This window comes from Pseudomonas sp. XS1P51 (genome assembly GCF_054897845.1).
The window spans coordinates 7,148,001-7,172,469 of sequence record NZ_CM142707.1; the positions used below are offsets into that span (position 1 = coordinate 7,148,001).

The following is a 24,469-nucleotide window of genomic DNA, read 5'->3' on the forward strand; positions in this document are numbered from 1 at the left end:
CGAGCCTGCTCGCGAAAGCAGTCTTTCAGTCAGCAAATTCGTGGCTGACACTCCGCTTTCGCGAGCAGGCTCGCTCCCACAGGGGGATGGTGTCAGGGTTTAACTTTGCGCCCCACCATATGCTTCAAATACCCCACCAACATCTCCAGATCCCCCTCCGGCAACACCGCCGCCGAAAACCCGGGCATCTTCGCCTGCGGCCACTGCCGCAAACTCTGCGGATCACGAATGTAGCGCTTGAGGAAATCCGCGCCGAAGTACTCGGTCGGGTTGTACGGAATATTCAGATCCGGCCCGAACTGCGCATCCCCGACACCATTGAGTCGATGACACGCCAGACAGTTCTTCTGAAACAACGCAAAGCCCTTGTTCACCGGATCATCCGCCTTCAACCCCGGGTCGGGCAGCAGGGCAGGAAAGCGCTCGGCCACCGGCGCCATGCGCTTGATGCTCGCCACTTGAAAGGGCCATTGCTCGGGGCTGATGTCGCCCGCCTGCGGATCAGTCCACACCAGATAAAACGGCCCGGCACCAGGCTTGCCTTCCGACAGCGCTGGCCACGGTTTGGCCGGGTCTTCAATCGCCAGCCAGGCCCTTGCGCCCTTGGCACTGAGCAACGGCGCAGCAGCCAGTTCGGCGGCAAAACCGTCCAGCGCCACGGCCTGTAGATGGTCTTCAGGTTTGATACCGGTCAACAACGCAGCCAAGGGCACGGCGCGATAGCTCATGTCCCGCTTGTAGGAAACGTCGTTGGTGATCGTGATGGTCTGGACTTGAGGATGCTTGAGCAACTCCGAGGTCTGCCAGGTGCGACTGTTCGCGCCCAGCTCCAGATTCAGCTGAGCGGCATAGAGGGGGGAGCAGAGCAGCAGGGCCCCGAACAGAATGAGCGTTTTCAAGTGATCGCCGTCCATGTCGTGGAAGTGCCGCAAAGGTTGGCACACCCACGCTGGCCCGGGTAGCGAGCCAGTCACATTTTTGATGAGGCGATGAAAAACCTTGCGCCGTATTTTCAATAACCGACTAACCGATCACCTTGGTCAGGTTCGGCAAAATCAACAACAGCGTAGTGGCGAATAGAATGAGCCCGGCTTGACGTACTTTCGAATGTTTGAACATGGCTGACCGCCTTTTTTTGTTATTTCCTGATGCCTGCCTGCATATCTCCATGACGGCAGAGCGTTGCACTTCCTGTAGGACGAGCGCCTCGGCAAAACCCGACGACAACTTCGTACAACTTCACCTTAGAGCCCGCGTCACGCTTGGTTTAGATCCATTTCGTATGGAATTGGCATTAATTGCTCTTAAAAAAGCATGAGGCATATTGCCAGCTGCTTGGACGCCCGTTTGCTAGACAGCTTGGTGTTCTGAAACGGTTAATCCGGTCGTTGGTGACCGTCCGTCTGAGCGTGAGCGTGAGCGTCAACGCCCGTGAGCGTTGCGGTCATTGAATCGGCGGCAGCCAGGAATAAGGTGGAGGCTCCTTAAAGATCAAAAGATCGCAGCCTTCGGCAGCTCCAACATAAGAATTCGATCCCCTGTAGGAGCTGCCGAAGGCTGCGATCTTTTGATCTACAACAAGAATCGAGAACGTCATGACCCAAGCTTTGATTTTCGACGCGTTACGCACGCCCCGTGGCAAAGGCAAGGTCGATGGCGCCTTGCACAGTGTCAAACCGGTGAACCTGGTGGCCGGGCTGCTCACGGCACTGCAACGGCGCACGTCCCTCGACACCAGCCAGGTCGATGACGTCGTGCTCGGCTGTGTGACGCCGATCGGCGATCAAGGCTCCGACATCGCCAAAACCGCGACCCAGGTGGCCGATTGGGACGTCAGCGTCGCGGGTGTGCAGATCAACCGCTTCTGCGCGTCGGGGCTGGAGGCGGTGAACCTCGGGGCGATGAAAGTGCGGTCCGGCTTCGAGGACCTGGTGGTGGTCGGCGGCGTCGAGTCCATGTCCCGCGTTCCAATGGGCAGCGATGGTGGCGCCTGGGCACTCGACCCGGAAACCAACCTGCACAGCCACTTCACGCCTCAAGGCGTGGGCGCCGACCTGATCGCTACGATTGAAGGCTTCAGCCGGCAGGACGTCGATGCCTACGCGCTGCACTCCCAGCAAAAGGCTGCGCGGGCGCGGGCCGACGGTTCGTTCAACAAGTCGCTGGTGCCGGTGCAGGACCAGAACGGCATCATCCTGCTCGATCACGATGAGTTCATCCGCGCCGAGTCGACCATGGAAGGCCTGGGCAAGCTCAAACCGAGTTTCGAAATGATCGGGCAAATGGGCTTCGACGCCACGGCGTTGCGGGTCTACAGCCATGTGGAGCGGATCAACCACGTCCACACGCCCGGCAACAGCTCCGGAATCGTCGATGGCGCAGCCTTGATGCTGATCGGCTCCGAGGCCAAGGGCCGGGCGCTGGGCTTGCAGCCACGGGCGCGGATCGTCGCCACGGCGGTCACCAGCACCGACCCGACCATCATGCTCACCGGCCCCGCGCCGGCCACCCGCAAGGCACTGGCCAAGGCCGGGTTGCGGGTCGAAGACATTGACCTGTTCGAGGTCAACGAAGCCTTTGCCTCCGTGGTGCTGAAATTCATCAAGGACATGGCCATCGATCCGGACAAGGTCAACGTCAACGGCGGCTCCATCGCCATGGGCCACCCGCTGGGCGCCACGGGCTGCGCGATTCTTGGCACTTTGCTCGATGAACTGGAAACCCGGCGCCTGCGTTATGGCCTCGCGACATTGTGTGTCGGCGGCGGCATGGGCATTGCCACCATCATCGAACGCCTCTGAGCCCCGACTTCAAGGAAATACGTTAATGACCGAAGCCATCCGTTACGAAAAGGGTCAGGACCAGATCGTCGTCCTGACCATCGACATGCCGGGCCAGAGTGCCAACACCATGAACGCGGTCTACCGCGAGGCCATGGCCGCGTGCGTCGCCAAACTGGTTGCCGACAAGGCGTCCATTGCCGGCGTGATCATCACCTCGACCAAGAAAACCTTCTTCGCCGGTGGCGACCTCAATGAACTGATCAAGGTCGGCAAGCCCGAAGCCAAAGCCTTTTACGACATGGTGCTGACGCTCAAGGGGCAGTTGCGCACCCTGGAAACCCTCGGTAAACCGGTGGTTGCGGCGATCAACGGCGCTGCGTTGGGCGGCGGCTGGGAAATCTGCCTGGCGTGCCACCACCGTGTGGCGCTGGATAATCCGTCGGTGCAACTCGGGCTGCCGGAAGTGACCCTCGGTCTGCTGCCGGGCGGCGGCGGGGTGGTGCGCATGGTGCGCATGCTCGGGTTGGAAAAAGCCCTGCCGTATCTGCTTGAAGGCAAGAAAGTCCGCCCGCAACAAGCGTTGCAGGCGGGTTTGATCGATGAACTGGCGGCGGATCGCGATGAACTGCTGGCCAAGTCCCGCGCCTGGATCATTGCCAATCCGACGGCGGTGCAGCGCTGGGACGTGAAGGGCTACCAGATTCCGGGCGGCACGCCATCGAATCCGAAAGTCGCGCAGATGCTGGCCATTGCGCCGTCGATCCTGCGCAGCAAAACCCAGGGCTGCATGCCGGCACCGGAGAAAATCCTCTGTGCCGCGGTTGAAGGCGCTCAGGTGGATTTCGACACGGCGCACCTGATCGAAACCCGCTACTTCACCGAACTGACCACCGGCCAGGTGTCGAAGAACCTGATTAGCACTTTCTGGTTCCAACTGAACGAGATCAATGCGGGCGGTTCGCGGCCCCAGGGTTTTGCGCCCTATGTGACGCAAAAGGTCGGCGTGCTCGGTGCCGGGATGATGGGCGCGGGTATCGCTTTTGTCAGCGCATCGGCAGGCATCGAGGTGGTGCTAAAGGACATCAACCTCGCGGCGGCGGAGAAGGGCAAGGCTCACTCGGCGGTGCTGCTGGACAAAAAAGTCGCTCGCGGACAATTGAGCGCCGAACAGCGCGACGCCACGTTGGCGCGGATTCATACAACTGAAAGCGATGCGGATCTGGCGGGCTGCGACCTGATTATTGAAGCGGTATTCGAAGATCGCGAGCTGAAAGCCAGGGTGTCTTCGGCTGCGCAAAAAATCGTCGGCCCCGACGCAGTGATCGCCTCCAACACCTCGACTCTGCCGATCAGCGGACTTGCTGCCGCAGTACCGGATCAGACCAAGTTCATCGGTCTGCATTTCTTCAGTCCGGTGGAGAAAATGCCGTTGGTGGAAATCATCAAAGGCGCCAATACCCGCGACGAAACCCTGGCTCGCGGGTTCGATTTCGTACTGCAAATCAAGAAAACGCCGATTGTGGTCAACGACAGCCGCGGTTTCTTCACCTCGCGGGTGTTCGGAACATTCACCAACGAAGGCATCGCCATGCTCGGCGAAGGCGTGAGCGCGCCAATGATCGAGACCGAGGCGCGCAAGGCTGGCATGCCTGTCGGGCCTCTGGCGATCTCCGACGAAGTTTCCCTCAGCCTCATGAGCCATATCCGCCAGCAAACGGCCAAAGACCTGCAAGCGGAAGGGAAACCGCTGATTGAGCATCCGGCGTTCGCCGTGATTGACTTGCTGCTCAACGAATACAAGCGTCCGGGCAAGGCCGCTGGAGGTGGTTTCTACGAGTATCCGGCCAGTGGCCAGAAACATCTGTGGCCACAGCTGAAAACCCGTTTCGAGAAAGCCGACGGGCAAATCTCGCCGAAGGATGTGCGTGATCGGCTGTTGTTCGTGCAAGCCATCGAAACCGTGCGCTGTGTGGAGGAGGGCGTGCTGACCTCGACGGCGGATGCCAACGTCGGCTCGATCTTCGGTATCGGCTTCGCAGCCTGGACCGGCGGCGCGCTGCAATTCATCAACCAATACGGGGTGAAGGATTTCGTCGCTCGCGCCCAGTATCTGGCCGAGCAGTATGGTGAACGGTTCGCTCCGCCTGCGTTGCTGCTGGAGAAAGCTGCCAAAGGGGAGGCGTTTTAAGGGACCGATGACACATTCCGGGGCTTGCCTTGTCACGGTGTTTCGAGGCAGGCTCTGGGGTGTGCATTATTCCCATCACGTGTCAGGTATTTTTTATGTCGTTACGCATCTGCATTCTGGAAACCGACATCCTGCGTCCGGAACTGGTCGATCAATATCAGGGTTACGGGCAGATGTTCCAGCGTCTGTTTTCGCAACAACCCGTCGCGGCCGAGTTCACCGTCTACAACGTGATGCAAGGCGAATACCCGAGCGATGAGCTGACCTTCGATGCCTACCTGGTGACGGGCAGCAAGGCCGATTCGTTCGGCACCGACCCGTGGATCGAAACCCTCAAGGCTTACCTGCTGACCCGTTACGAACGCGGCGACAAATTGCTGGGCGTGTGCTTCGGTCATCAGTTGCTGGCGCTGCTGCTGGGTGGCAAGAGCGAACGTGCGACCCAAGGCTGGGGCGTCGGCACTCACAGTTACAAACTCGCGGCCAAGGCGCCGTGGATGAGCCCTGTGAGGGAAGAGCTGACCCTGTTGATCAGCCACCAGGATCAGGTGACGTCGCTACCGGAGAACGCCACGGTCATTGCATCGAGTGATTTCTGCCCTTTCGCCGCGTACCACATCAACGATCAGGTGCTGTGCTTCCAGGGGCACCCGGAATTCATTCACGATTATTCGCGGGCGTTGCTGGAGATTCGTCAGCAAGCGCTGGGTGAACAGGTTTATCAGAAGGGTGTGGCGAGCCTGGAGCATGAGCATCATGGCACTACCGTTGCGGAGTGGATGATGCGGTTTGTGGCGCACAAGCCAGAAGCTGTTTGAAGCTGAAAGCATCGCGAGCAGGCTCGCTCCCACATTGGATCTTCGGTGTTGCAGAGATCAGTGTGGGAGCGAGCCCGCTCGCGATTTTCACAGGCAGCTCGGTAGCGGCTACAGCCACCCCGACTTCTTGAAACTCGCCCACAAACTCACACAGCCCACCGCAATAAACCCCAACACGCCGAAATACCCGTAATGCCACGTCAGCTCCGGCATGTTCTGGAAGTTCATCCCGTAGATCCCGGCCACCGCCGTCGGGAACGCCAGAATCGCCGCCCATGCCGCAAACTTGCGCTGTACCACACTCTGCCGTGACGCTTCGAGCAACACGCCGACTTCAATGGTCTGACTGGCAATATCCGCCAGAGTCGTCAGGTCTTCCATCTGCCGCGTTACATGAATCTGCACATCGCGAAAGTACGGGCGCATGTTCTTGTCGATGAACGGAAAACTCAGCTTCTGCAATTCCTCGCCAATCTCCACCATCGGCGCGGCATAACGGCGCAAACGCAATACATCGCGACGCAAACTGTGGAGTTTTTGAATGTCGTGCTCGTTCAGGGAACTGCACATGACGTTGCGTTCCAACTCATCGATCTCTGCGTGGATCGCTTCGCCCATGGGCTGGTAGTTTTCGATCACGAAGTCGAGGATGGCATAGAGTACGAAATCTTCCCCGTGCTCCAGCAATATCGGACGCGCCTCACAACGCTGCCGGACAAGGGCGTAGGACGCCGAGTGCCCATTGCGTGCGGTAATGATGTAACCGTTGCCGGCGAAGATATGAGTTTCGATGAACTCCAGTTTGCCTTCGTTCCGGATCGGCGAATACGTGACGATAAACAGTGCGTCGCCGAAGGTTTCGAGTTTCGGTCGGCTGTGCTTTTCCAGCGCATCTTCGATGGCCAGTTCATGCAGGTTGAACTGGCGTTGCAGATTGAACAGTTCCTGAGCGTTCGGTTCTTCGAGACCGATCCAGACAAAGTGGCCAGGTTTTGCAGCCCAGGCCGCGCCTTCGTCGAGGGTGATATTGGTGACTTTCTTACCGGCGCTGTAAACCGCAGCAGCAACAACTCTACCCATGATGGTGATTCACTTCTTATTGGCACAATGGCAGTGGCAGGCAGTGTCCAGCTTAGCCTTGTCTGCGGCTTGAGAGTCAGTGAAATCTGCTGAGTTCCCAGGCAAAAACTCGCAGGCAAAAGAAAACCCGCACAGGGCGGGTTTCTTTTTATGCGGCTTGCAGTTGCCGGTCCATCGAGGCGATGCACTCGCGCATCTGCTCCCGACACTGGGCAATCAGCAGTGGCATGTCGTCCAGGCTCAATCCAGCCGTAGGAATTGCCGGCAGCGAACGGATCAGAATCTTCCCACTGCGCCAGCGGTTCAATCGCATGTGTTTGACGTAACTGCTGACACACACCGGAACGATCGGCACGCCGGCAGCAATGGCCATCTGGAATGCGCCTTTTTTGAACGGCAGCAAGTCTTCGCCCAGGTTACGCGTGCCTTCCGGGAAGACCCAGATCGACGTGTCTTCATGCTGCAGGGTATGCGTGGTGGTCAGCATCGACTTGCGCGCCTTCTGCGCATTGCCACGGTCGATCAGCACGTTGCCGGCCAACCAGAACAACTGGCCGAACAGCGGCACCCATTTCAGGCTCTTCTTGCCGATGCACACGGTGCGGCGGGGCACTACGTTACCGAACACAAACAGGTCGTAGTTGGATTGGTGGTTGGCGATGATCACGCAGCTCTCGGGTTTGTTCATCAACGGCCCGACCTCAGCCTTCACCCGCAAGCGCAAAATGCACATGGCCGGCCATGCGTACAGACGCGCGCACAAACGGCTGTTGTCCGGATTGAACGGACGGCACAGCCCCAGAATCACCCCGAGCACCCCGGCCAGAATAAAGTGCATGCCCATCAACAACATACGAAACACAAACAGCATTTACAGGCCCCACCGGGACAAAAGGTGGCGCAGTGTACGGATGTGCACTGTTTTCGGCAATTGCCGCTATAGAGGTAGGAGATAGGCGATGTTTGAGCGCATGTTTCCGACTTATGGGTCAGACGCGTCCTAGAGCGGTTGTAGGGTTTTAAACCGATCTCGTAAGAAAAAGCCCGACACGACGGTCGGGCTTTTCGGTGTTGCAGGTTTGGGCTTAACCCATATGCTCCTGGTCCAGGATAATCGCGTTGTCCAGCGTATCAAGCAGCGCCTTGCGTACTTTGAGTTTGGTGTTCTTGTGGGCGGTCATGTTGATCTTCTTCAATTGACGCGCCGCCGCCAGTGCCGCGCCTTGCAGCTCCTCGGCCGACACCACTACGTCGAGGAAGCCGGCATCCACGGCGCTCTGCGGATTGAACATCTCGCCATTGATCACCGAACGGTGGAACGCCGATTTGCGCAGACGATCCCGGGCAATCTCGATACCGGCGTGGTGCATGGTCATGCCGATCTGCACTTCGTTCAGGCCAATGCTGAACGGGCCGTCGACACCAATGCGATAGTCGGCCGACAACAGCAGAAACGCCCCCTTGGCCACCGCATGGCCAGGACATGCCACGATCACCGGGAACGGATGCGACAACAGGCGACGGGCCAGCGTCGAACCGGCAGTCACCAGCGCCACGGCTTCTTTAGGACCGGATGTCATCACCTTCAAGTCATAACCGCCCGAAAGAATCCCGGGCGTGCCGGTAATGATCACCACTGCACGATCAGTCACCGCCTGATCAAGCGCAGCATTAAACGCAGCAATCACGTCCGGGGAGATGGCATTGACCTTGCCATTGCTCAAGGTCAGGGTCGCGATACCGTCTTCGAGATGGTAGGAAATCAACTCACTCATGACGCTATTCCTTGTATGAAAGTTGGGGCAGACGTTACCCACCGCCGCAGGCCAGGTAAAGCGCCGTGACTGACCCGCCAGTCACCGTTTCACCGCCCGCCAAGCGTAGTCCGCCATGCCAGCCGCACATTGCCCTCTATATAGAAGGGAGCACGAAGCCGGAGATTGGCAGGTTTGCCATAGCCATGAACGACCCGAAAGGGTTCGTCGCGTTAACCGCATGAAAATTCTGAAAAAAATGTTTGCCATCGAAAAAGCTTTCGACTACATTAGCGCGCCTCGACAGACTGAATATGTTTGACGAGATACGGTGAAGTGTCCGAGTGGCTTAAGGAGCACGCCTGGAAAGTGTGTATACAAGAAATTGTATCGAGAGTTCGAATCTCTCCTTCACCGCCAAATTCGATGTAACCAAAACCCCTGATTTCGAAAGAAGTCAGGGGTTTTGTGGTTTCTGGCGTCTGAAAAAAGCTGATTCAGGCGCAATAGCGCGCTTTGCAACACATCATAGATCGGCGTTGGCAGCATGCTCGTTAACCGAATGCAGGCGTATATTAAAGTAGTGAAGTAATAGCGGATCGTAGAGGTGTGAGAGAGCTGGGGGGTTAGCAGTTATCCCGGAACGTTTGGAGGTGTTACATGAGCCAATATCAACGACTCTTTCTGATAACCGGTCCAACCATGCGTCACACACCCGCGCTGCAGCGGGCAGTCGCCATTGCCGAAGCCACAGGCGCAGCGTTACATATCGCCGTGTTTATCGACGACTTCGACATCATGAGTTTGATGCGTGGCAGTGAGAGGTTTCGTGAAACCTGTCAGCAAGAGAACCAAAAGTGGCTGAAGGATGAGGTTGAGCTGATACGCGGCAGAGGTGTCAATGTGAGCAGCGAAGTGCTGATCACTCGCAGCGCACTGAAAGAGATTCTTCAGCATGTGGAAGAAATGCAGCCGGATCTGGTTATCAAGGACGTACAGCACGAGTCAGCGCTCAAACGTGTGTTCATCACGCCTCTGGATTGGCAGTTGTTGCGCGATTGCCCGGTGGCGGTGCATCTGGTCAGTGAAGTCAGATGCCCACTTCCACGAGTGATAGTGGCGGCAGTTGATCCATCGCAACCGGAAACCCAGATTACCGACATCAACGACCGTATCATTCAGGCTGCAAATGGATTGGCCATGCAATGCAGTGCTGAGTTGCATCTGCTGTATGCCTGCGATCCGTCACTGACACATATTTCTGATGCGGGTGCTGGCGCTGTGACGATGCCAGGTTTCAGCAGCGACGTACGTCGTTCTCTGCATAAATCGTTCATGGCATTGGCCGATCACTACGGCGTGCCACCTGACCAACAACACTTTATTGCAGGGCCACCTACCAAGGCGATCGCTGACTTTGCAGCTCACAACCGAGCCGATGTGATCGTGATGGGGAGTGCGCATCGCGAAGGGCTGGACAAGTTGGTCGGCAGTACTACGGAGCATGTCCTGTACAAGGTGCCCTGCAACGTTCTCGCCATTAAGGGGTAAGCCGATCCCCTGTTAAGTCCAGGGCTTATGTCTATGTGTTCAGCTTCCAACCCCTGAGATAAAGTGGGCAATCTTGCGGTCTTGCGGTTGCCCACTTGCCCGAAAAACCTCGAATGGAATCGACACCATGTCCCGCCCTCGCGCCGCTTCCTTGCGCATTATCCATCCCATCGCAGCCCTGTTGCTGTGTATCACGACATCACTCACCTTCGCATCCAACCCCACAACCTTTCCCGACGCAGCCGCCAGCGACCCCGCAAAGCTGGGCTGGATGGTCGGTTCGCATCCCGTTGCCAGCACTCAGTCAACGATCCCGTTACGTTGCCGGCGTTTGATGCGCTGGCCCAGTATTTGTCCAGGCTGCCTTGAGTCGATATCTCCAAGGCTATGAAAAAGGAAATCTCATGATCACCACCACAACCCACACCATCGAAGGCCGACAGATCACTGCCTACCTGGACATCGTCAGCGCCGAGTCTGTGCAGGGCGTCAACGTTATTCGCGACATGTTCGCCGGAATGCGGGATTTTTTTGGTGGACGCTCTCAAACGTTGGAGCGGGCGTTGAAGGAAGCGCGGATTCAGGCCACTGACGAACTCAAGGAGCGGGCGCGGGTGCTTCAGGCAGATGCGGTGGTTGGGCTCGATTTCGAGATCAGCATGCCGGCCGGGAAGGGTGGAATGGTGGTGGTGTTTGTGACCGGGACGGCAGTCAAACTGAGGTGAGTCATGTGTTGGTTTTGTAGGAAATAATGCTGGCCATTCGTCGGGCATGGGGCAATCTGAACTGCAAGTCCAGTAATGACCGGCTAGTCTCAAAATCCTTGGTGGTCGATATGTTTCAGGCAAATAGGGCTTGCCGGTATCGATCCCGTTTTTGAGAGGGGCGAAGATATGACCGATCCGTATATCGAAGACGACGGGGCAGAGTTTCCGATCAACAATTGTGTTCAGTGTGGCCAGACGGAGTACGTGGCTGGCTTTGGTGAAGACCAGACCAAGATTGGCAAGATCAAATCCATGGCGCGCCGAGGGCCGAAGGCGAAGTTTTTACCCAAGGTAGCGGCACCGGCCAGGAAGTAACGGACCACTAAGCAGACCCCGTCATCGAACGGGGTTTTTTATGCTTGCAGGAAATTTTTGGCAACGCGTGTTCTTCGCAGAAGTTTTCACAAAGTTTTCACACCGTCTTACGTAGGCTCAACTCATCCGTTAGAAAGCAACACCTGGCCCGCCTCCCCAGCGGGCTTTTTTTTGCCTGTCATAAAACCTTTTCCATAAACGCTGTCCAACCGTCGCCAATGGCGAGTTGAGTCCGCGTGTCTGGACTTTCTCGCCGCTAAAGCATTCAATCTCGACCCTTTTTGGTTTCCCCCTATATTTGAGGTTCTTGTCATGCGTTTAACACTGCCCGCTCTGGTTCTGGGGCTTTTGGTTGCTCAAGGTGCAATGGCTGCTGGCGATGGCACTGCCGCGCTGGGTGGCGGTCTGGGTGGCGCGCTGGGTAATGTGGTTGGCCAAAGCATGGGCGGCAGCACCGGTGCAGCGATTGGTGCCGGCGTAGCGGGCGCAGCCGGGAGTGCTGTTGCAGCACGCAAAGGCAGCCGTACCAAAGCGGCTATCGGCGGCGGTGTTGGTGCAGCGGGCGGCTCGGTGATCGGTAATAGCCTGGGCGGCAAGACGGGTTCCACCATTGGCGCAGGCTTGGGCGGTGCATTGGGCGGCGGCGTGGGCAGCAACCTGTCCAAAGGCCACAAGCGTCACTGATCCTGATCGATCAGCGCAAAAAAGCCCGGCTTGATGCCGGGCTTTTCGTATCTGAATGTTTATCCCTCGCCAGTTTCGAATCTGTAGCTGTCCAACCGTCATCGCTGGCCGGATTCAGCGGGGGGCAGATGCTAGACTCCCGCCTATCCGCAGCGCGTTCTTCTCCCCCCGATGCGGAATTAGAGGTTCATATCATGCGTTTGACATTGTCCACGTTGGTTCTGGGACTTTTGGTCGCTCAAGGTGCAATGGCTGCCGGTGATGGCACCGCGGCAGTTGGCGGTGGTATTGGCGGTGCGTTAGGTAATGTGGTCGGCCAGCAGATGGGCGGCAGCACGGGTGCAACGATTGGCGCTGGTGTGGGCGGCGCGGCGGGCAGTGCGGTTGGCGCGCCTAAGGGCAGCCGCACCGCAGCGGCTGTCGGCGGTGGTTTGGGCTCGGCGGGTGGTTCGGTGATTGGTAACAGTCTCGGTGGTTCGACCGGTTCCACTATTGGCGCAGGCCTGGGCGGTGCTGCGGGCGGTGCGGTGGGCAACAACCTGGGCACCGACAGCGGCGGTTCCGACTCCGGTAACGGCCACAAACATAAGCATAAAAATAAGCACAAGAACAAGAACAAACATCACTGATTCGATCTCGATTCACTGCATAAACCCGGCCTGGTGCCGGGTTTTTCGTGTCTGCGAACAGGACGCCGGAACGTTTGGCCATAGACCGCCTCGAACTTCATACACCCCTGAATGTTTTGAGGCATGCCATGACTCCTGAAACCGAAGGCAAGGAAGAAAAAGGCCCGAGTGGACTTCCATTCATCAACGATCCGGGCAATGAAGATCCTGGATCAATGATGGAAGACGCAACAGTGCCGCTCAATGATGCTGATGACGCAGGCGATGTTGGCCAAAACGACTTTGAAGACGAGGACGAAGATTGAACAGGGCCGACCGATCGTCTCTCTGATCGAACCGTCGCATGCACCCAGCCTCGAAACTTAAGGGCCTGATTTTCAGGCCTCTCGAGAGGTGCCTGTAGTGGTCTAATGAAACCGGACACCCATTTAGGCGAGAATACTCGCCAGATCGAGGTGTCAGATGACCAAACAACGCCGTTCATTTTCTGCTGAATTCAAACGCGAGGCTGCCGACCTCGTACTCAAGCAAAACTACAGCTTCATCGAAGCCAGCCGTTCACTCGGCGTGGGCGAATCGGCCCTGCGCCGTTGGGTTGACCAGGTTCAGAAGGAACGCCAAGGCGTCACTCCGCAGAGCAAAGCGCTGACACCGGAGCAGCAGAAAATCCAGGAACTGGAAGCCCGGATCGCTCGTCTTGAACGGGAAAAATCGATATTAAAAAAGGCTACCGCGCTCTTGATGTCGGAAGATCACGAGCGTACGCGCTGATCAATCAGCTGAGCGTCCACGAGCCGGTTGATTGGCTGTGCAAAGTGTTTGAAATCAACCGCTCAAGTTACTACGCCCACCGCCTCAAGCGTCGAACGCCTGATGTCGAACGGCTTCGGTTGCGCAGCCTTATGAACGCTGACCCGAAAGATTCCGACATCGACGAAACCCCTGAGTATCCGCTCCCTTCACCCACGGACTCTCTTCCCCGCGACCAACGCCCGCCCGACGATGACACCGGTGTGGAGCAAGTGCCAAACGAGGATGTAAGACGGACCGATACCGACGTCGAAGCTGATCCGGAAGATCCGGATATTGCAGGGAATGATGGCTCGAACGAACTGAGTTGATTTGTTTCCTGTGGTGCACTGCTGCTCAGGTATCTAAGCCCAGCTATTTGCTGGGTTTTTTACATGCGTTGGATTTTCGACTCGCACCCCATGCTAGTGCGCTAGCCACTCAGGCATGGGATCGATAGACACGTGCCCGGTTTATTCCGCCAAAGAGTCGATCCAGCGCTTGTAGAACTCCCTTTGCTGCTGGATGTCACTTGTGATGTCGGACTCTTCATAGTCGAAGATGTTAACCACGTCACCTTGTTCGGCTGGTTTTCCCAACGTCAGCTCATACGCCATTACTCCTGCAGACATTTGCGATGACATACGTGAGGGGTAAACATTGAGTTTGGCACCTTTGCATAAAAATTTTGTTTCTGGGAAATCAGCTCGCAACAATCCAAAGCAAACGTAAAGATCATAGGCTGTGTATGTTTTTCTTAAGCCGTTTTCCATTATGAAAGTTAACGTCAACTTTTGTCGGTCGCATTCGATTACAGCTTTTCGGGCGACTCCATGGGTGTTTGTAGATATTTCTATTATTTTCATGGTCGCTTCCTGTGCGGGTTGGGGATTGAGTAGCCTTCGTAACTCCCATCAGCGTAAACGGGGGTAACACCGAGAATGTCTCGGCTGTCGATTCCTCCAGGAAAAGCGATTTCAGCTTCACCCCTATGAGGCGAAAGCAAGCCAAGTTTTTTATTCACATCTATCCCACGAATATTTTTTATTACATACACGAATCCGTCTTCAAATCCGTAACCGGTTGCAAATTTTATAGCCTCCTTTTCTGAGGTCGAAGTACTGACAAAGAAACTGGGGGGACTTCGGTTGTCATGGGCATGTAAGTAGAGGTCCATGCTGTCTCCGAGTGGCTCAAATCCAGTCTCAAAAATCTCCCAGGATTCCCGTGAGTCTCCGCGGTACAAGTAACGGGTTTTAGGTTTTTGGGATGGAGTAGCAGGATCCCCCTCATCAACCTTCGCCTTACCCGCCGGATCCTCAACCCCATCCCCCGGCCTGCACTTACCCGTCCCCGGACAATCACTCAACCCCAACGGATCAACCCACCCCGTTGGACTCAGCGCATACCGATACCCGTTTAACCCACCCCCCAGCTTGATCGGATCCTGCGTTAGATACCGTCCAATATCCGGATTGTAGTAACGATGCCGGTTGTAGTGCAGGCCGCTTTCCGCGTCGAAATACTGCCCCTGAAACCGCAACGGCTGGTCGAGAATCTGGTGGGTGTCGCGGTTGAGGCGGGTGAGGCGACCGTACGCGGTGTATTGGGCCGCCCAGACGATGTCGCCGCTGTAGTCGGTGAGTTCTTGCGGTGTGCCGAGGTGGTCGAGTTGGTAGTAAAACGGGCACGCCTGGCGCGGGCCTTTACCGTCGAGCATGGCCAGCGGGCGGAAGGTGCCGGGTTCGTAGACATAGCTGCGGTAATGCTCGTGACTGTTTTCGGCGACGAGGTGGTCGCCCTGCCAGAAAAACTCAGTGGTTTTACCCCCGACGGTTTTGCTGATTCGGCGGCCGAAGGCGTCGTAGCGGTAGCTTGTCTGGTTGCCGTTGGGCAGGGTCACACCGATCAGCCGATGCTGACAGTCGTAACGGTATTGAGTGACGAGTTTCTGGGCAGTGCCGCGACGTTCGCGGATCAGGTTACCGAAGGCGTCGTAGTCGTAGTGACGGTCGCCTTGCATCAGCAGGCGATTGCCTTTGAGGGTGGTCGGCCCTGGACGATCCTGCATCAGCAGGTTACCCGCCGGGTCGTGGGCAAAGCTTTCCGGTTGGAGGTCACGGGAGTGACGGACGCGGATCAGGCGGTCGAGTGGATCGTACTGGTAGCTGCGCTGGCCGTGTCGAGTGTCGGAAACATGATCGAGGTTGCCATTGGCGCTGTAGGCATAGTCGCGGCGATAGAGTGGTTGCTGCTGTTGACTGACAGCGTGGGCCTTCAGACGGCCTTGGTCGTCGTAGGCATATTCGCTGAGCAGCAGGCCTTGCTGACGCTGCTGCTCACGACCGAATTCGAACTGGTGAGTGCTGAGCCGGGCGCCGTTGAGGTCGATGGCCGTCAGCGCACCACCCTTGGCGTGGTGATAATCGAGCTTGCTGGTGTCCGGCAGACGCAGCCGGTTGAGCTGGCCGCAAGCATCGTAGCCATAGCGTAGCGTGCCCCAGCCCTGATGCTCGGTGATCAGGCGATCTTGTTGGTCGTACTCGAATTCCAGCGGATGGTCGTGACCGTCGTCGACGCTGATCAGTCGGCCGAGGCTGTCGTAGCAATACTCGACGCTGACGCCATCGGGCAGGGTCTTGAGCAGCAAGCGCCCTGCCGAGTCCCGTTCATAAGCGGTAACCAGTTGCGAGCCGTCATCGCCGAACTCGGTTTTTTCCAGCAGATGGCCGTTGAGGTCGTAGGCGTACGCCGTACGGCGGCCATCAAATCCGGTCTCCTGTCGGATCAAGCCGTTGGGCGTGTAGTCCAGGAGGTATTTTTCGCCGGATTCGTTTTCGATTTCCGTGAGTAGCAGCTGTGCGTTGTCGTAGCGATACCGCAGCTGCGTGCCGTCGGCATTGATGCGGCGGCTGACCAGGTGCAGATCGTCGACATACTCGTAGCGAGTGACGCGGCCCAGTTCGTCGCGTTCGGCGGTGATCTTGCCGTAGGCGTTGTAGCTGAAGCCGCGAGTGGCGCCTGTAGGAAACGTTGTCTGAATCAGTCGGCCAACGGCATCCCATTGGTGGTGGGTGACGGCACCGTGTTCGTCCTGACGGGTAAGCTGCCGACCCAAAACATCGTAGGAAAACCGTCGCTGAGCGCCATCTGGCAAGGTCTCTTCGAGCAGTTGTCCTAGTGCGTTCCAGACGAAAACATGTTGGCTGGTATCCGGATAACGGATCGACAGCAACTGCCCTTTTTCATCGTAGTGATAGTGGGTGACATGGCCGTCAGGATCGGTCGCTTCGGTGACGTCCCCCTGCGCATTGCGCTGATACGTCCACACGGCTTTACCGCGATACCGCGCGTGCAGGAAACCGTTGCGATACTCGTAGGACGTCGGTTCGTCTTCCGGTGGAATCAGCGCGATCAGCCATCCGACTTCGTCGTAGTGGTATTCGGTGACAGCGCCGAGCGGATCCTGCTCGGCAACCAACCGACCTTTATCGTCGTAGGTCTTGAGGTGTTCGGCGCCATCCAGCCCGACCTTGCGCACCAGTCGCGCCCGATCGTCGTGCTCGTAAACCTCTTCGCTGCCATCGATGTTCAGGACGGTGACGCTGCCCGCGTCATCCCAGACATACCGCGCATCCATCTGCGAAAACGACGCCCAGTGGCGGATGCATCGCGCCGCTTTGCCGGACCTTTCCCACTCCCAGAAGAAACTCGCCCCACCGGCCAGTTGCCGCTGGAGAATGACGTGCTGGTCGTCGTAGTCGTAGCGCTCGCTTTCGCCAGCAGCATTGGTCGCTTGGATCAAGCGATGACAGGCGTCGTAGCGGTAGGTAATCAGTATCTGTTCGGTACGCCAGGCGTCTTCCAGTGTGTCGGCTGGATGAAAGCTCTGATACTCGACGGCGGCGATGTGCCGACGGTCGTAGCGCAATCGCAGTGAACGCCCGGCGCCGTTGTCGAGGCGATTGATCCTGTCGGCAGTGTCCCGATGCACTGTCAGCCGATTGCCATAGGCATCGCTGATCGCCGTCAGTCGCCCTGTGCGAAAGTGATAAAAGCGCGTTGTCTCGCCAGCCGGTGCGAGGATCAGCTCCTCCGGCTCGTCCCCCAGATAAATCGCCGACCGCGACAGACTGTTGTGAATCGCCGGGCGTTCAACATTCGGCAACGGGAAAGTGGTACGGCGGTTTTCCTGATCGATCCAGATGACGCTCTCGCCATCGATTTTCAGCCGATGCGCGAGGCTGTGGCTCCAGCCGTAACCGAGGCCGCAATCGATCTCGACGGCGCTGGTGCGATAGAGCCGGGTAAAGTCAAACGACAGAATTCCATCCAGCGAACCGTCGGTGAGGGTCAGCAGTTCTTCACCGGTGACCATCGACACCGGGCAGCCGTTGGTTGCGGTTTTATCCGCTGAATCGACACTGTCGCCGTTCGGGTTTTTCGCCGGGGCAGGGGCGTCATCGCGATGTTCCTGCCTGCTCAGGCGGGTCTTGGCTGCGGATTTGTCGCGAGCAATGGCCAGCGGGTTGTTCACCTGCACAACCGGCGATTCACCGGCGGTGATGTGCAACGGAACCGCAGGCGCAGGTTTGAGCGGCGCACTCCGGGCGCTGACCATCAAAGGTTTGAGCGCGCCCGCGTGACGGGTAAGGTCAGACCTGGCCGTGAGTGCGGCCAGTCGCAAACTGGCAGCCGCCAGCCATTGTCGGGCTCGCACAGACCTGATCTTGCCCAACACCCTGGTGCTCATGCCGAGCTTCAGGCCAGTAGGACCTGTGAGACGTACCAACAGGAAACCGATCAGTATTTCTGTGCGAATTTCCGCCACGACTTCGGCGACATACTGCGGCGGCAACATCCGCAACCAACTGGTGAAGGCCGCGAGATGAATGAACATCAACGGCTCGTCGCTCAACACCAGCAACACATTGGCGATGGCCTCGGCCGAAGCGTTCAGCAACGCCTCAAGTTCGCTCTCGGTCAGGTACTCAAGGAGTTTTTCGCTGTTGGCTTGCAGATCCGCCATCAGCGCATAGACCTGCTTCACGTCATCCCACAAACCGTGCAACGAATTTTCAAAGCCTCGCCAGTCGGCCTGTTGCAGCATGCCGTAGCGTTCCCTGAAGCCTGCCTCGGAAAACCCCTCCCACAATGGCTGGAACTCGGTCGTCCATTCGTTGCGCAACCAGCCTTCCAACTCGTCGATCACCTCTTGATAGGAGGCGTAAAGTGCTTTGACATGGTCAGTGGAAACATTGGGGAAGAAGGTGATGCGATAGCGCTGGCCACGCCAGCATTCGGGGATTTCCAGGATGCCGCCGGGGCCGATAGTCTTGTGAATCGGCTCGCCGAACGTCTGTTCGCCTTTGCCTTCGGCAAGCAAAGGTTCGAGCATCACTGGCGTATCACCGATCGGCACGAAACGCGCAGCGTCAAACATATGCACCAGTGTCAACGGGCCGCTGGCCGGGCACGTGGCGAGTGTCGAACTGACGGGAGCGATGGAATCCTTCGGTGCGCGGAGACGGACTTCGTTGCCGACCTTGAACACCTGTTCGACATCCAGCGCCCAGCCGGACCAGAAGTTTTCCGCCCAGGCTTCATAGTCGTTAAGGCAGAGACGGAAATCACCGAGCAACGCTTCGACGTCCGGCTGCTCGGGGTTCATGGCGGCGACCACCAGCAGGCCGATGGCGTTGTTCAAGGCCAGGACCTTGTCGGGGTTGAACATTCGCAGTCCCTCGCGCAGATCGATTTGGATCGCGAGACTTTGCGGGGGATCAACGGCGAAAGAAGTCGGCAAAGGAGGCGTTTTATGTAGGGCGAATCGCTAAATCACAGCCCACGCTTCAGAACGGGTATTTGTATACGCCGGACATTGCCCGTTGCTCTATGCCGGCCGCGCTCGCTATGCTGCTGAAACCTTTAATCGATCACGGATCCGGCCGTACCTGAGCCGCCTGGGATGTCATTAAAAACGGATCAGATGTGATGAATGCACCGCTGAAAGAGTTCGGCCCGATCAAGGCCGTGATTTTCGATATGGACGGCCTGCTGCTGGACACCGAGGGCATTTACACCGAGGTCACGTCCATCATTGCCGCGCGTTATGGTCGGACCTTCGATTGGAGCGTCAAACAGAACATCATCGGCCGGGGCGCGGGTGATCTGGCGCGTTATGTGGTCGAAGCGCTGGATCTGCCGATCACCGCTGAAGAGTTTCTGGTGATCCGTGAGCCGTTGATGCGCGAACGTTTTCCTACAGCGCTGGCGATGCCCGGGGCAGAGGAACTGGTTCGGCACTTGAAGGCCAACAACATTCCGATCGCGGTGGGCACCAGTTCTTCGCGCCAGTCGTTCGGCCAGAAAACCACCTTGCACCGCGACTGGTTTGCGCTGTTCGACTTCATCGTCACCGCCGACGATCCGGAAGTGGGCGCGGCCAAACCGGCGCCGGATATCTTCCTGACGGCGGCGCGACGCCTGGGCGTTGCGCCTGGGGATTGCCTGGTGTTCGAGGATTCGCCATTTGGTGTCACCGCGGCGAAAGCGGCGGGGATGACGGCTATTGCGATTCCGGATGCGGCGATGGCCGACGAAAAGTACGCACACGCCGATGGGATTCTTCGTACGTTGAAGGCGTTCAAACCAGGCGCCTGCGGTTTGCCGGCACTCGACTGGGCGTAACAAATGTGGGAGCGAGCTTGCTCGCGAAGACGGTAGGACAAACAACATCAATGTTGCCTGACCCACCGCCTTCGCGAGCAGGCTCGCTCCCACATTTTGACTGCGTTTAACTCATCAGGCACCGAAACCGCCGTCGATGGTCAGGCTGGCGCCGGTGATGTAGCCGGCTTCCGGGCCCACCAGGTAGGCGACGAAACTGGCGATTTCTTCGGTTTTGCCGTAGCGACCCACTGCCATCAGCGGGATCAGGCTTTCGGCGAAGTCGCCGCTGGCCGGGTTCATGTCGGTGTCGACCGGGCCTGGTTGCACATTGTTGATGGTGATGCCGCGTGGGCCGAGGTCGCGGGCCAGGCCCTTGGTCAGGCCGACCAGCGCCGATTTGCTCATGGCGTAAGGGCCACCACCGGCGAAGGGCATGCGGTCGGCGTTGGTGCTGCCGATGTTGATGATGCGACCGCCTTCGGTCATGTGCTTCGCGGCGGCCTGGGTGGCGATGAACACGCTGCGCACGTTGATCGCGAGGGTCTGGTCGAAGTCTTCGAGTTTGAAGTCTTCCAGTGGCGCAACTGCCAGCACGCCGGCGTTGTTGACCAGGATGTCCAGGCGACCGAAGGCTTCGACGGTAGCGGTCACGGCGTTGCGAATGGCCTCGGCGTCGGCACTGTCGGCCTTGATCGCCAGGGCTTTGCCGCCATCGGCGGTGATGCTGTTTTGCAGTTCTTCGGCTTTGGCCGTGGAGCTGACGTAAGTAAAGGCGACCGTCGCGCCTTCAGCGGCCAGGCGTTTGACGATGGCTGCGCCGATACCGCGGGATCCACCTTGAATCAAAGCCACTTTGCCGCTGAGGTTCTGAGTAGTCATATCGATCTCCAAAGTCCCGAGGCGAGATGTCTCGGTTGATGGAGCCTAGTATCGATTCAGGATTACAGGCTGTGTAGACGGTAATTGCGATAGTCTGTGTAAACCAGAAGTTTATAGTGGCGCTTATGGAAACCTTCAGCAGTATCGAATGCTTCGTGCGCAGCGCCGAAGTCGGCAGCTTTGCCAAAGCCGCGCGGCGCTTGAGCCTGACCCCGGCGGCGGTGGGCAAGAGTGTTGCAAAGCTTGAAACGCGGCTCGGTGTGCGACTGTTCCAGCGCAGCACCCGCAACCTGACGCTGACCGAGGCCGGGCATCTGTTTCTCGGCGAAGTCAGCTCCAGCCTGCTCACGATCCAGAATGCAGTGGCTAACCTCGCCAGTGCCGAGGGGCGCCCGGCCGGTACGCTGAAAGTCAGCATGGGCACGGTGTTCGGGCGCTTGTATATCGTGCCGCTGCTTGGCGAGTTTCTGCGACGGTTTCCGGCGATCAACCCGGACTGGCATTTCGATAACCGTCAGGTTGATTTGATTGCCCAGGGTTTTGATGCCGCGATTGGCGGTGGATTCGAGCTGCCGCAAGGCGTGGTGGCGCGCAAACTGACACCGGCGCATCGGGTGTTGTTGGCGTCAGCCGACTATCTGGCGGGACGTGAGGCGATCGTCGAGCCGGATGATCTCAAACATCACGATGGCATCCTGATTCGGTCCCCGCAGACGGGTCGTGTGCGGTCCTGGCAATTGACCAGCCGCACTCAGCAACACAGCCCGTTGACGCTCAAGGCGCGGATGACCATGAGCGATTCCGAAGCTGCATGCGCCACCGCGGCCCAGGGCTTGGGCATTGCGCTGGTGAGCATGCCGTTTGCCGTGGGGTATCTGGAGGCCGGGACATTGCTGCGGGTGTTGCCGGACTGGTATGTCGACGATGGCAACATCTCTATCTATTACGCTGAGCACAAACTGCTGCCGGGCAAGACCCGGGCGTTTGTGGATTTCATCATCGAGCAGTTTGCGGAGCGGGGGTTGGGGCAGCGGTTTAGTGCGCTCTGAGTCAGGTTCAAGACCGAGGTGCTGCCATCGCGAGCAGGCTCGCTCCCACATTTGATCTGTGTCGTTCACAAATCCCCTGTGGGAGCGAGCCTGCTCGCGAAGAACGATAACGCGGTCTACCGCCCGAAACGCCCCGCCCAACCAATAATAGTCTTCGGCCGCGGCGTCGCATACGTCCGCACCTTGGAGGTGGACAACCCCAACCGCACCAACGACTCCGCAATGGTCACCGCCGCCGTCACGCCATCCACCACGGGCACGCCGGTGCGCTGACGAATCTGTTCATCCAGCCCGACCATCCCGCTGCAGCCCAGGCAAATCACTTCCGCCTTGTCCTCAAGCACCCCCAATTCCGCCTGACGCACAATGGCCTCCAGCGCACGCTCGGGATCAGATTCCAGTTCCAGCACGGCCAGGCCACTGGCCCGTACCGACGCGCAGCGGTCCCAGAGCCCGGACAGTTTCAGTCGATCCTCAATCAGCGGGACGGTGCGGTCCAGGGTGGTGACCACCGAGTAGGCGTGACCAAGGAACATCGCGGTACTGGCCGCCGCATCGGTGATGTCCACCACCGGCACGTTGAGCAATTCCTGCAAACCTTCGCGGCCGTGCTCGCCGTAACCAGCCTGGATCACGGCATCGAAGGGTTGGTCGTAGGACATCACCCGGTCCATCACCGCGATGGCGGCCAGGTAGCTTTCGAAATTGCCTTCGATGGAATCGGCACCGAAATGTGGCGTCAGGCCGATGATTTCCGTACCCGGCGCGGCAACGGACTGCGCCGAACGTGCGATGGCCTGGGTGATGGATTCGGTGGTGTTGACGTTGACCACGAGAATTCGCATGGGAAGTCCTTATAGCAGGGTGGTTCTGCGGCCCGACTGTGCCAGGCCGTCGTGGAGTCAGTGACTGACGTTATCGACCGCGATGGCTTCACCGCTGACGTCGGCGTAATGGGGCTGCCGCTTGGCGATGATCAGGTAGAGCATTCCGGCAATCCCGGCGCCAATCAGCCAGGAGAAGGGCGATACGACCTGGAAACCCGGCACCAGCGCCAGGACGATGGCGATCAGTGCTGCAGGAATGAACGCCGCCACGGCACGCAAATTGACGCTACGGCTGTAGTAATAGGCGCCGTTGGGATCTTCGCTGTACAACTGCGGCACGTTGACCTGACCTTTTCGTACGAGCCAGTAGTCGACCATGATCACCCCGTACAACGGACCGAGCAGGGCGCCGAGGCCGGACAGGAAATACACGATCACCAGTGGGCTGTTGTAGAGGTTCCACGGCAGAATCAGTACGGCGATGGTCGCGCTGATCAGCCCGGCGCGACGGAACGTCAGGTATTTGGGCGCCAGATTGCTGAGTACGAAGGCCGGGGCGACGAAGTTGGCCATGATGTTCACCGCCACGGTGACGATCAGGAACGCCAGGCAGCCGAGTACCAGAAAGAAAGTGTTGGGGATCGAGGCGATGATTTCTGTCGGGCTTTCGATGATCCGTCCGTTGATCTGAAATTGCGCGCCGCACAGCAGGACGGTGATGGTCGCGAACACCAGAATATTCACCGGCAGGCCCCAGAAATTTCCGACCTTGATGGTCTTGCGGCATGGCGACGAGCGAGCGAAGTCGCAGAAGTTGAGGATGAGTGTGCCGTAGATCGACAGCCACAATGCGCCACCCGCAAAGATGTTGCGCCACATCTCGCCACCCGACAGCGGTTCGCGGATCGACCAGGCGATGGTCGCGTTAGCCTGGAAGTACATCCACGCGGCGAGGGCGGCGACGGTCAGCAAAATGACCGGCCCGGCGAATGCCTCGTAGCGCCGCACCATCTCCATGCCATAGGCGAGGATTGCCAGTTGCACGAGCCAGATCGCCACGAAACACACCCAGCCCAGGCTCGATAAGCCGAGGATCGAGTCGTGGTCGTAGTCGGCGAAGCCGGGGTGCACGGCCGTCAGCAGAACTCGGAAGACTACCGACGCCAGGTACGTCTGAATCCCGAACCAGGCGATGGCGATAACGGCGCGAATCAATGCAGGAATCTGCGCCCCGTGAATGCCGAAACTGATCCGGCTGATGACCGGAAATGGCACACCGGTCTTCTGGCCCATGTAACCGGACAGGTTCATGAAGCCATACACCAGCGCCGGCCTTCGGCCTTGGTCGGCGCCAGATCCTTGTTGTGCAGGCGCGGGCTGAGTACGACGGGTGATTGAACCGTTTGATCGTAAGCAGAGGGGTTAGGGTGAGAGGAGGGCAGATCCAGCGCGATATTGTTATTGGAGAGGCTAGTACGCATTCCGGCAGGCTCCTGATGCTCGACGTCGCGATGACTGTGCATGAGCGTTGGCTCGACAAATCTTCGTCACGGCTGGCGAATATCATTGGTTACGGGGCATCTGCAGCCTGTACGGGACAGGGCGCTTCAGGCTTGCAGATCTAAAGTGTGTGTATATTTTGATTTAATTGTATACAAAACATGTGGGCGCTTAAGCCAGATCT

20 protein-coding genes, 1 tRNA gene and 2 pseudogenes are annotated in these 24,469 nt (G+C 58.2%); 14 read left to right on the forward strand and 9 right to left on the reverse strand.

Annotated elements, in window-relative coordinates; translation table 11 throughout:
* Positions 1–92: 92 nt before the first annotated feature.
* The gene (locus ACYZUD_RS33060) at positions 93–914 is read right to left on the reverse strand and encodes a c-type cytochrome (protein WP_462025143.1); all 822 of its coding nucleotides are present in this window, start codon (positions 912–914) and stop codon (positions 93–95) included.
* Positions 915–1,595: 681 nt separating this feature from the next.
* On the opposite strand from ACYZUD_RS33060, the gene ACYZUD_RS33065 reads away from it, so the two are divergent.
* The 3 genes from ACYZUD_RS33065 to ACYZUD_RS33075 all read left to right on the forward strand — a co-directional run bounded on the left by ACYZUD_RS33065 (position 1,596) and on the right by ACYZUD_RS33075 (position 5,789).
* The gene (locus ACYZUD_RS33065; protein ID WP_462021950.1) at positions 1,596–2,801 is read left to right on the forward strand and encodes an acetyl-CoA C-acetyltransferase; all 1,206 of its coding nucleotides are present in this window, start codon (positions 1,596–1,598) and stop codon (positions 2,799–2,801) included.
* 25 nt (positions 2,802–2,826) lie between these two features.
* The gene (locus ACYZUD_RS33070) at positions 2,827–4,971 is read left to right on the forward strand and encodes a 3-hydroxyacyl-CoA dehydrogenase NAD-binding domain-containing protein (protein WP_462021951.1); all 2,145 of its coding nucleotides are present in this window, start codon (positions 2,827–2,829) and stop codon (positions 4,969–4,971) included.
* Between the two features lie 95 nt (positions 4,972–5,066).
* Positions 5,067–5,789 (forward strand): amidotransferase, encoded by a 723-nt coding sequence (locus ACYZUD_RS33075; protein ID WP_462021952.1) that lies wholly within the window; start codon positions 5,067–5,069, stop codon positions 5,787–5,789.
* A gap of 108 nt (positions 5,790–5,897) precedes the next feature.
* Here the strand turns inward: ACYZUD_RS33075 and ACYZUD_RS33080 are convergent, their stop codons facing one another.
* The 3 genes from ACYZUD_RS33080 to ACYZUD_RS33090 form a co-directional block, all read right to left on the reverse strand.
* Positions 5,898–6,869 (reverse strand): magnesium and cobalt transport protein CorA, encoded by a 972-nt coding sequence (locus ACYZUD_RS33080; RefSeq protein WP_462021953.1) that lies wholly within the window; start codon positions 6,867–6,869, stop codon positions 5,898–5,900.
* A gap of 148 nt (positions 6,870–7,017) precedes the next feature.
* On the reverse strand, positions 7,018–7,740 hold the full coding sequence (locus ACYZUD_RS33085; protein WP_462021954.1) for a 1-acylglycerol-3-phosphate O-acyltransferase: 723 nt from the start codon (positions 7,738–7,740) through the stop codon (positions 7,018–7,020).
* A 214-nt stretch (positions 7,741–7,954) separates the two neighbouring features.
* Complete coding sequence (locus ACYZUD_RS33090) at positions 7,955–8,644, reverse strand: crotonase/enoyl-CoA hydratase family protein (RefSeq protein WP_131062465.1); 690 nt, start codon at positions 8,642–8,644, stop codon at positions 7,955–7,957.
* Positions 8,645–8,953: 309 nt separating this feature from the next.
* Here ACYZUD_RS33090 and ACYZUD_RS33095 point away from each other — a divergent pair.
* The 9 genes and pseudogenes from ACYZUD_RS33095 (at position 8,954) to ACYZUD_RS33135 (ending at position 13,690) form a co-directional block, all read left to right on the forward strand.
* Positions 8,954–9,043: transfer RNA gene (locus ACYZUD_RS33095), tRNA-Ser, on the forward strand.
* 240 nt (positions 9,044–9,283) lie between these two features.
* Positions 9,284–10,174 carry a universal stress protein gene (locus tag ACYZUD_RS33100; protein WP_462021955.1) on the forward strand — a complete coding sequence of 297 codons (891 nt, stop codon included), beginning with the start codon at positions 9,284–9,286 and terminating at the stop codon, positions 10,172–10,174.
* Positions 10,175–10,578: 404 nt separating this feature from the next.
* A complete protein-coding gene (locus tag ACYZUD_RS33105; RefSeq protein ID WP_462021956.1) occupies positions 10,579–10,899 on the forward strand; it encodes a YbjQ family protein in 321 nt (106 codons plus the stop codon).
* Positions 10,900–11,067: 168 nt separating this feature from the next.
* A complete protein-coding gene (locus ACYZUD_RS33110) occupies positions 11,068–11,256 on the forward strand; it encodes a hypothetical protein (RefSeq protein ID WP_462021957.1) in 189 nt (62 codons plus the stop codon).
* Positions 11,257–11,568: 312 nt separating this feature from the next.
* Positions 11,569–11,940, forward strand: coding sequence for a bacteriocin (locus tag ACYZUD_RS33115; protein ID WP_462021958.1), 372 nt, complete (start codon positions 11,569–11,571; stop codon positions 11,938–11,940).
* A gap of 194 nt (positions 11,941–12,134) precedes the next feature.
* Positions 12,135–12,569, forward strand: a complete 435-nt coding sequence (locus ACYZUD_RS33120) for a glycine zipper domain-containing protein (protein ID WP_462021959.1) — start codon at positions 12,135–12,137, stop codon at positions 12,567–12,569.
* 128 nt (positions 12,570–12,697) lie between these two features.
* Complete coding sequence (locus tag ACYZUD_RS33125; RefSeq protein ID WP_462021960.1) at positions 12,698–12,874, forward strand: hypothetical protein; 177 nt, start codon at positions 12,698–12,700, stop codon at positions 12,872–12,874.
* Positions 12,875–13,031: 157 nt separating this feature from the next.
* Positions 13,032–13,477 (forward strand): annotated as a pseudogene (locus ACYZUD_RS33130) (transposase); the annotation flags it as partial.
* Positions 13,472–13,690 (forward strand): hypothetical protein, encoded by a 219-nt coding sequence (locus ACYZUD_RS33135; protein ID WP_462025144.1) that lies wholly within the window; start codon positions 13,472–13,474, stop codon positions 13,688–13,690. The pseudogene ACYZUD_RS33130 and the gene ACYZUD_RS33135, both read left to right, overlap by 6 nt.
* Before the next feature lie 141 nt (positions 13,691–13,831).
* On the opposite strand, the gene ACYZUD_RS33140 is transcribed toward ACYZUD_RS33135, so the two are convergent.
* Together ACYZUD_RS33140 and ACYZUD_RS33145 are read right to left on the reverse strand one after the other, a co-directional pair.
* Entirely contained in the window at positions 13,832–14,224 is a 393-nt protein-coding gene (locus ACYZUD_RS33140; protein ID WP_462021961.1) for a hypothetical protein, read from the reverse strand.
* A complete protein-coding gene (locus ACYZUD_RS33145) occupies positions 14,221–19,092 on the reverse strand; it encodes an RHS repeat-associated core domain-containing protein (protein WP_462021962.1) in 4,872 nt (1,623 codons plus the stop codon). The genes ACYZUD_RS33140 and ACYZUD_RS33145 overlap by 4 nt, the downstream gene beginning before the upstream one ends.
* 260 nt (positions 19,093–19,352) lie before the next feature.
* On the opposite strand from ACYZUD_RS33145, the gene ACYZUD_RS33150 reads away from it, so the two are divergent.
* On the forward strand, positions 19,353–20,048 hold the full coding sequence (locus ACYZUD_RS33150; RefSeq protein ID WP_462021963.1) for an HAD-IA family hydrolase: 696 nt from the start codon (positions 19,353–19,355) through the stop codon (positions 20,046–20,048).
* A gap of 114 nt (positions 20,049–20,162) precedes the next feature.
* Here the strand turns inward: ACYZUD_RS33150 and ACYZUD_RS33155 are convergent, their stop codons facing one another.
* Positions 20,163–20,909, reverse strand: coding sequence for a 3-oxoacyl-ACP reductase family protein (locus ACYZUD_RS33155; RefSeq protein ID WP_462021964.1), 747 nt, complete (start codon positions 20,907–20,909; stop codon positions 20,163–20,165).
* Positions 20,910–21,034: 125 nt separating this feature from the next.
* Here ACYZUD_RS33155 and ACYZUD_RS33160 point away from each other — a divergent pair, with 125 nt between their 5' ends.
* Positions 21,035–21,958, forward strand: coding sequence for a LysR family transcriptional regulator (locus ACYZUD_RS33160; RefSeq protein ID WP_462021965.1), 924 nt, complete (start codon positions 21,035–21,037; stop codon positions 21,956–21,958).
* Between the two features lie 116 nt (positions 21,959–22,074).
* Here the strand turns inward: ACYZUD_RS33160 and ACYZUD_RS33165 are convergent, their stop codons facing one another.
* Positions 22,075–22,803: an aspartate/glutamate racemase family protein gene (locus tag ACYZUD_RS33165; RefSeq protein ID WP_462021966.1), complete on the reverse strand. Its 729-nt coding sequence runs from the start codon at positions 22,801–22,803 to the stop codon at positions 22,075–22,077.
* Positions 22,804–22,860: 57 nt separating this feature from the next.
* Positions 22,861–24,266, reverse strand: a pseudogene (locus ACYZUD_RS33170) (NCS1 family nucleobase:cation symporter-1).
* Between the last annotated feature and the right edge of the window lie 203 nt (positions 24,267–24,469).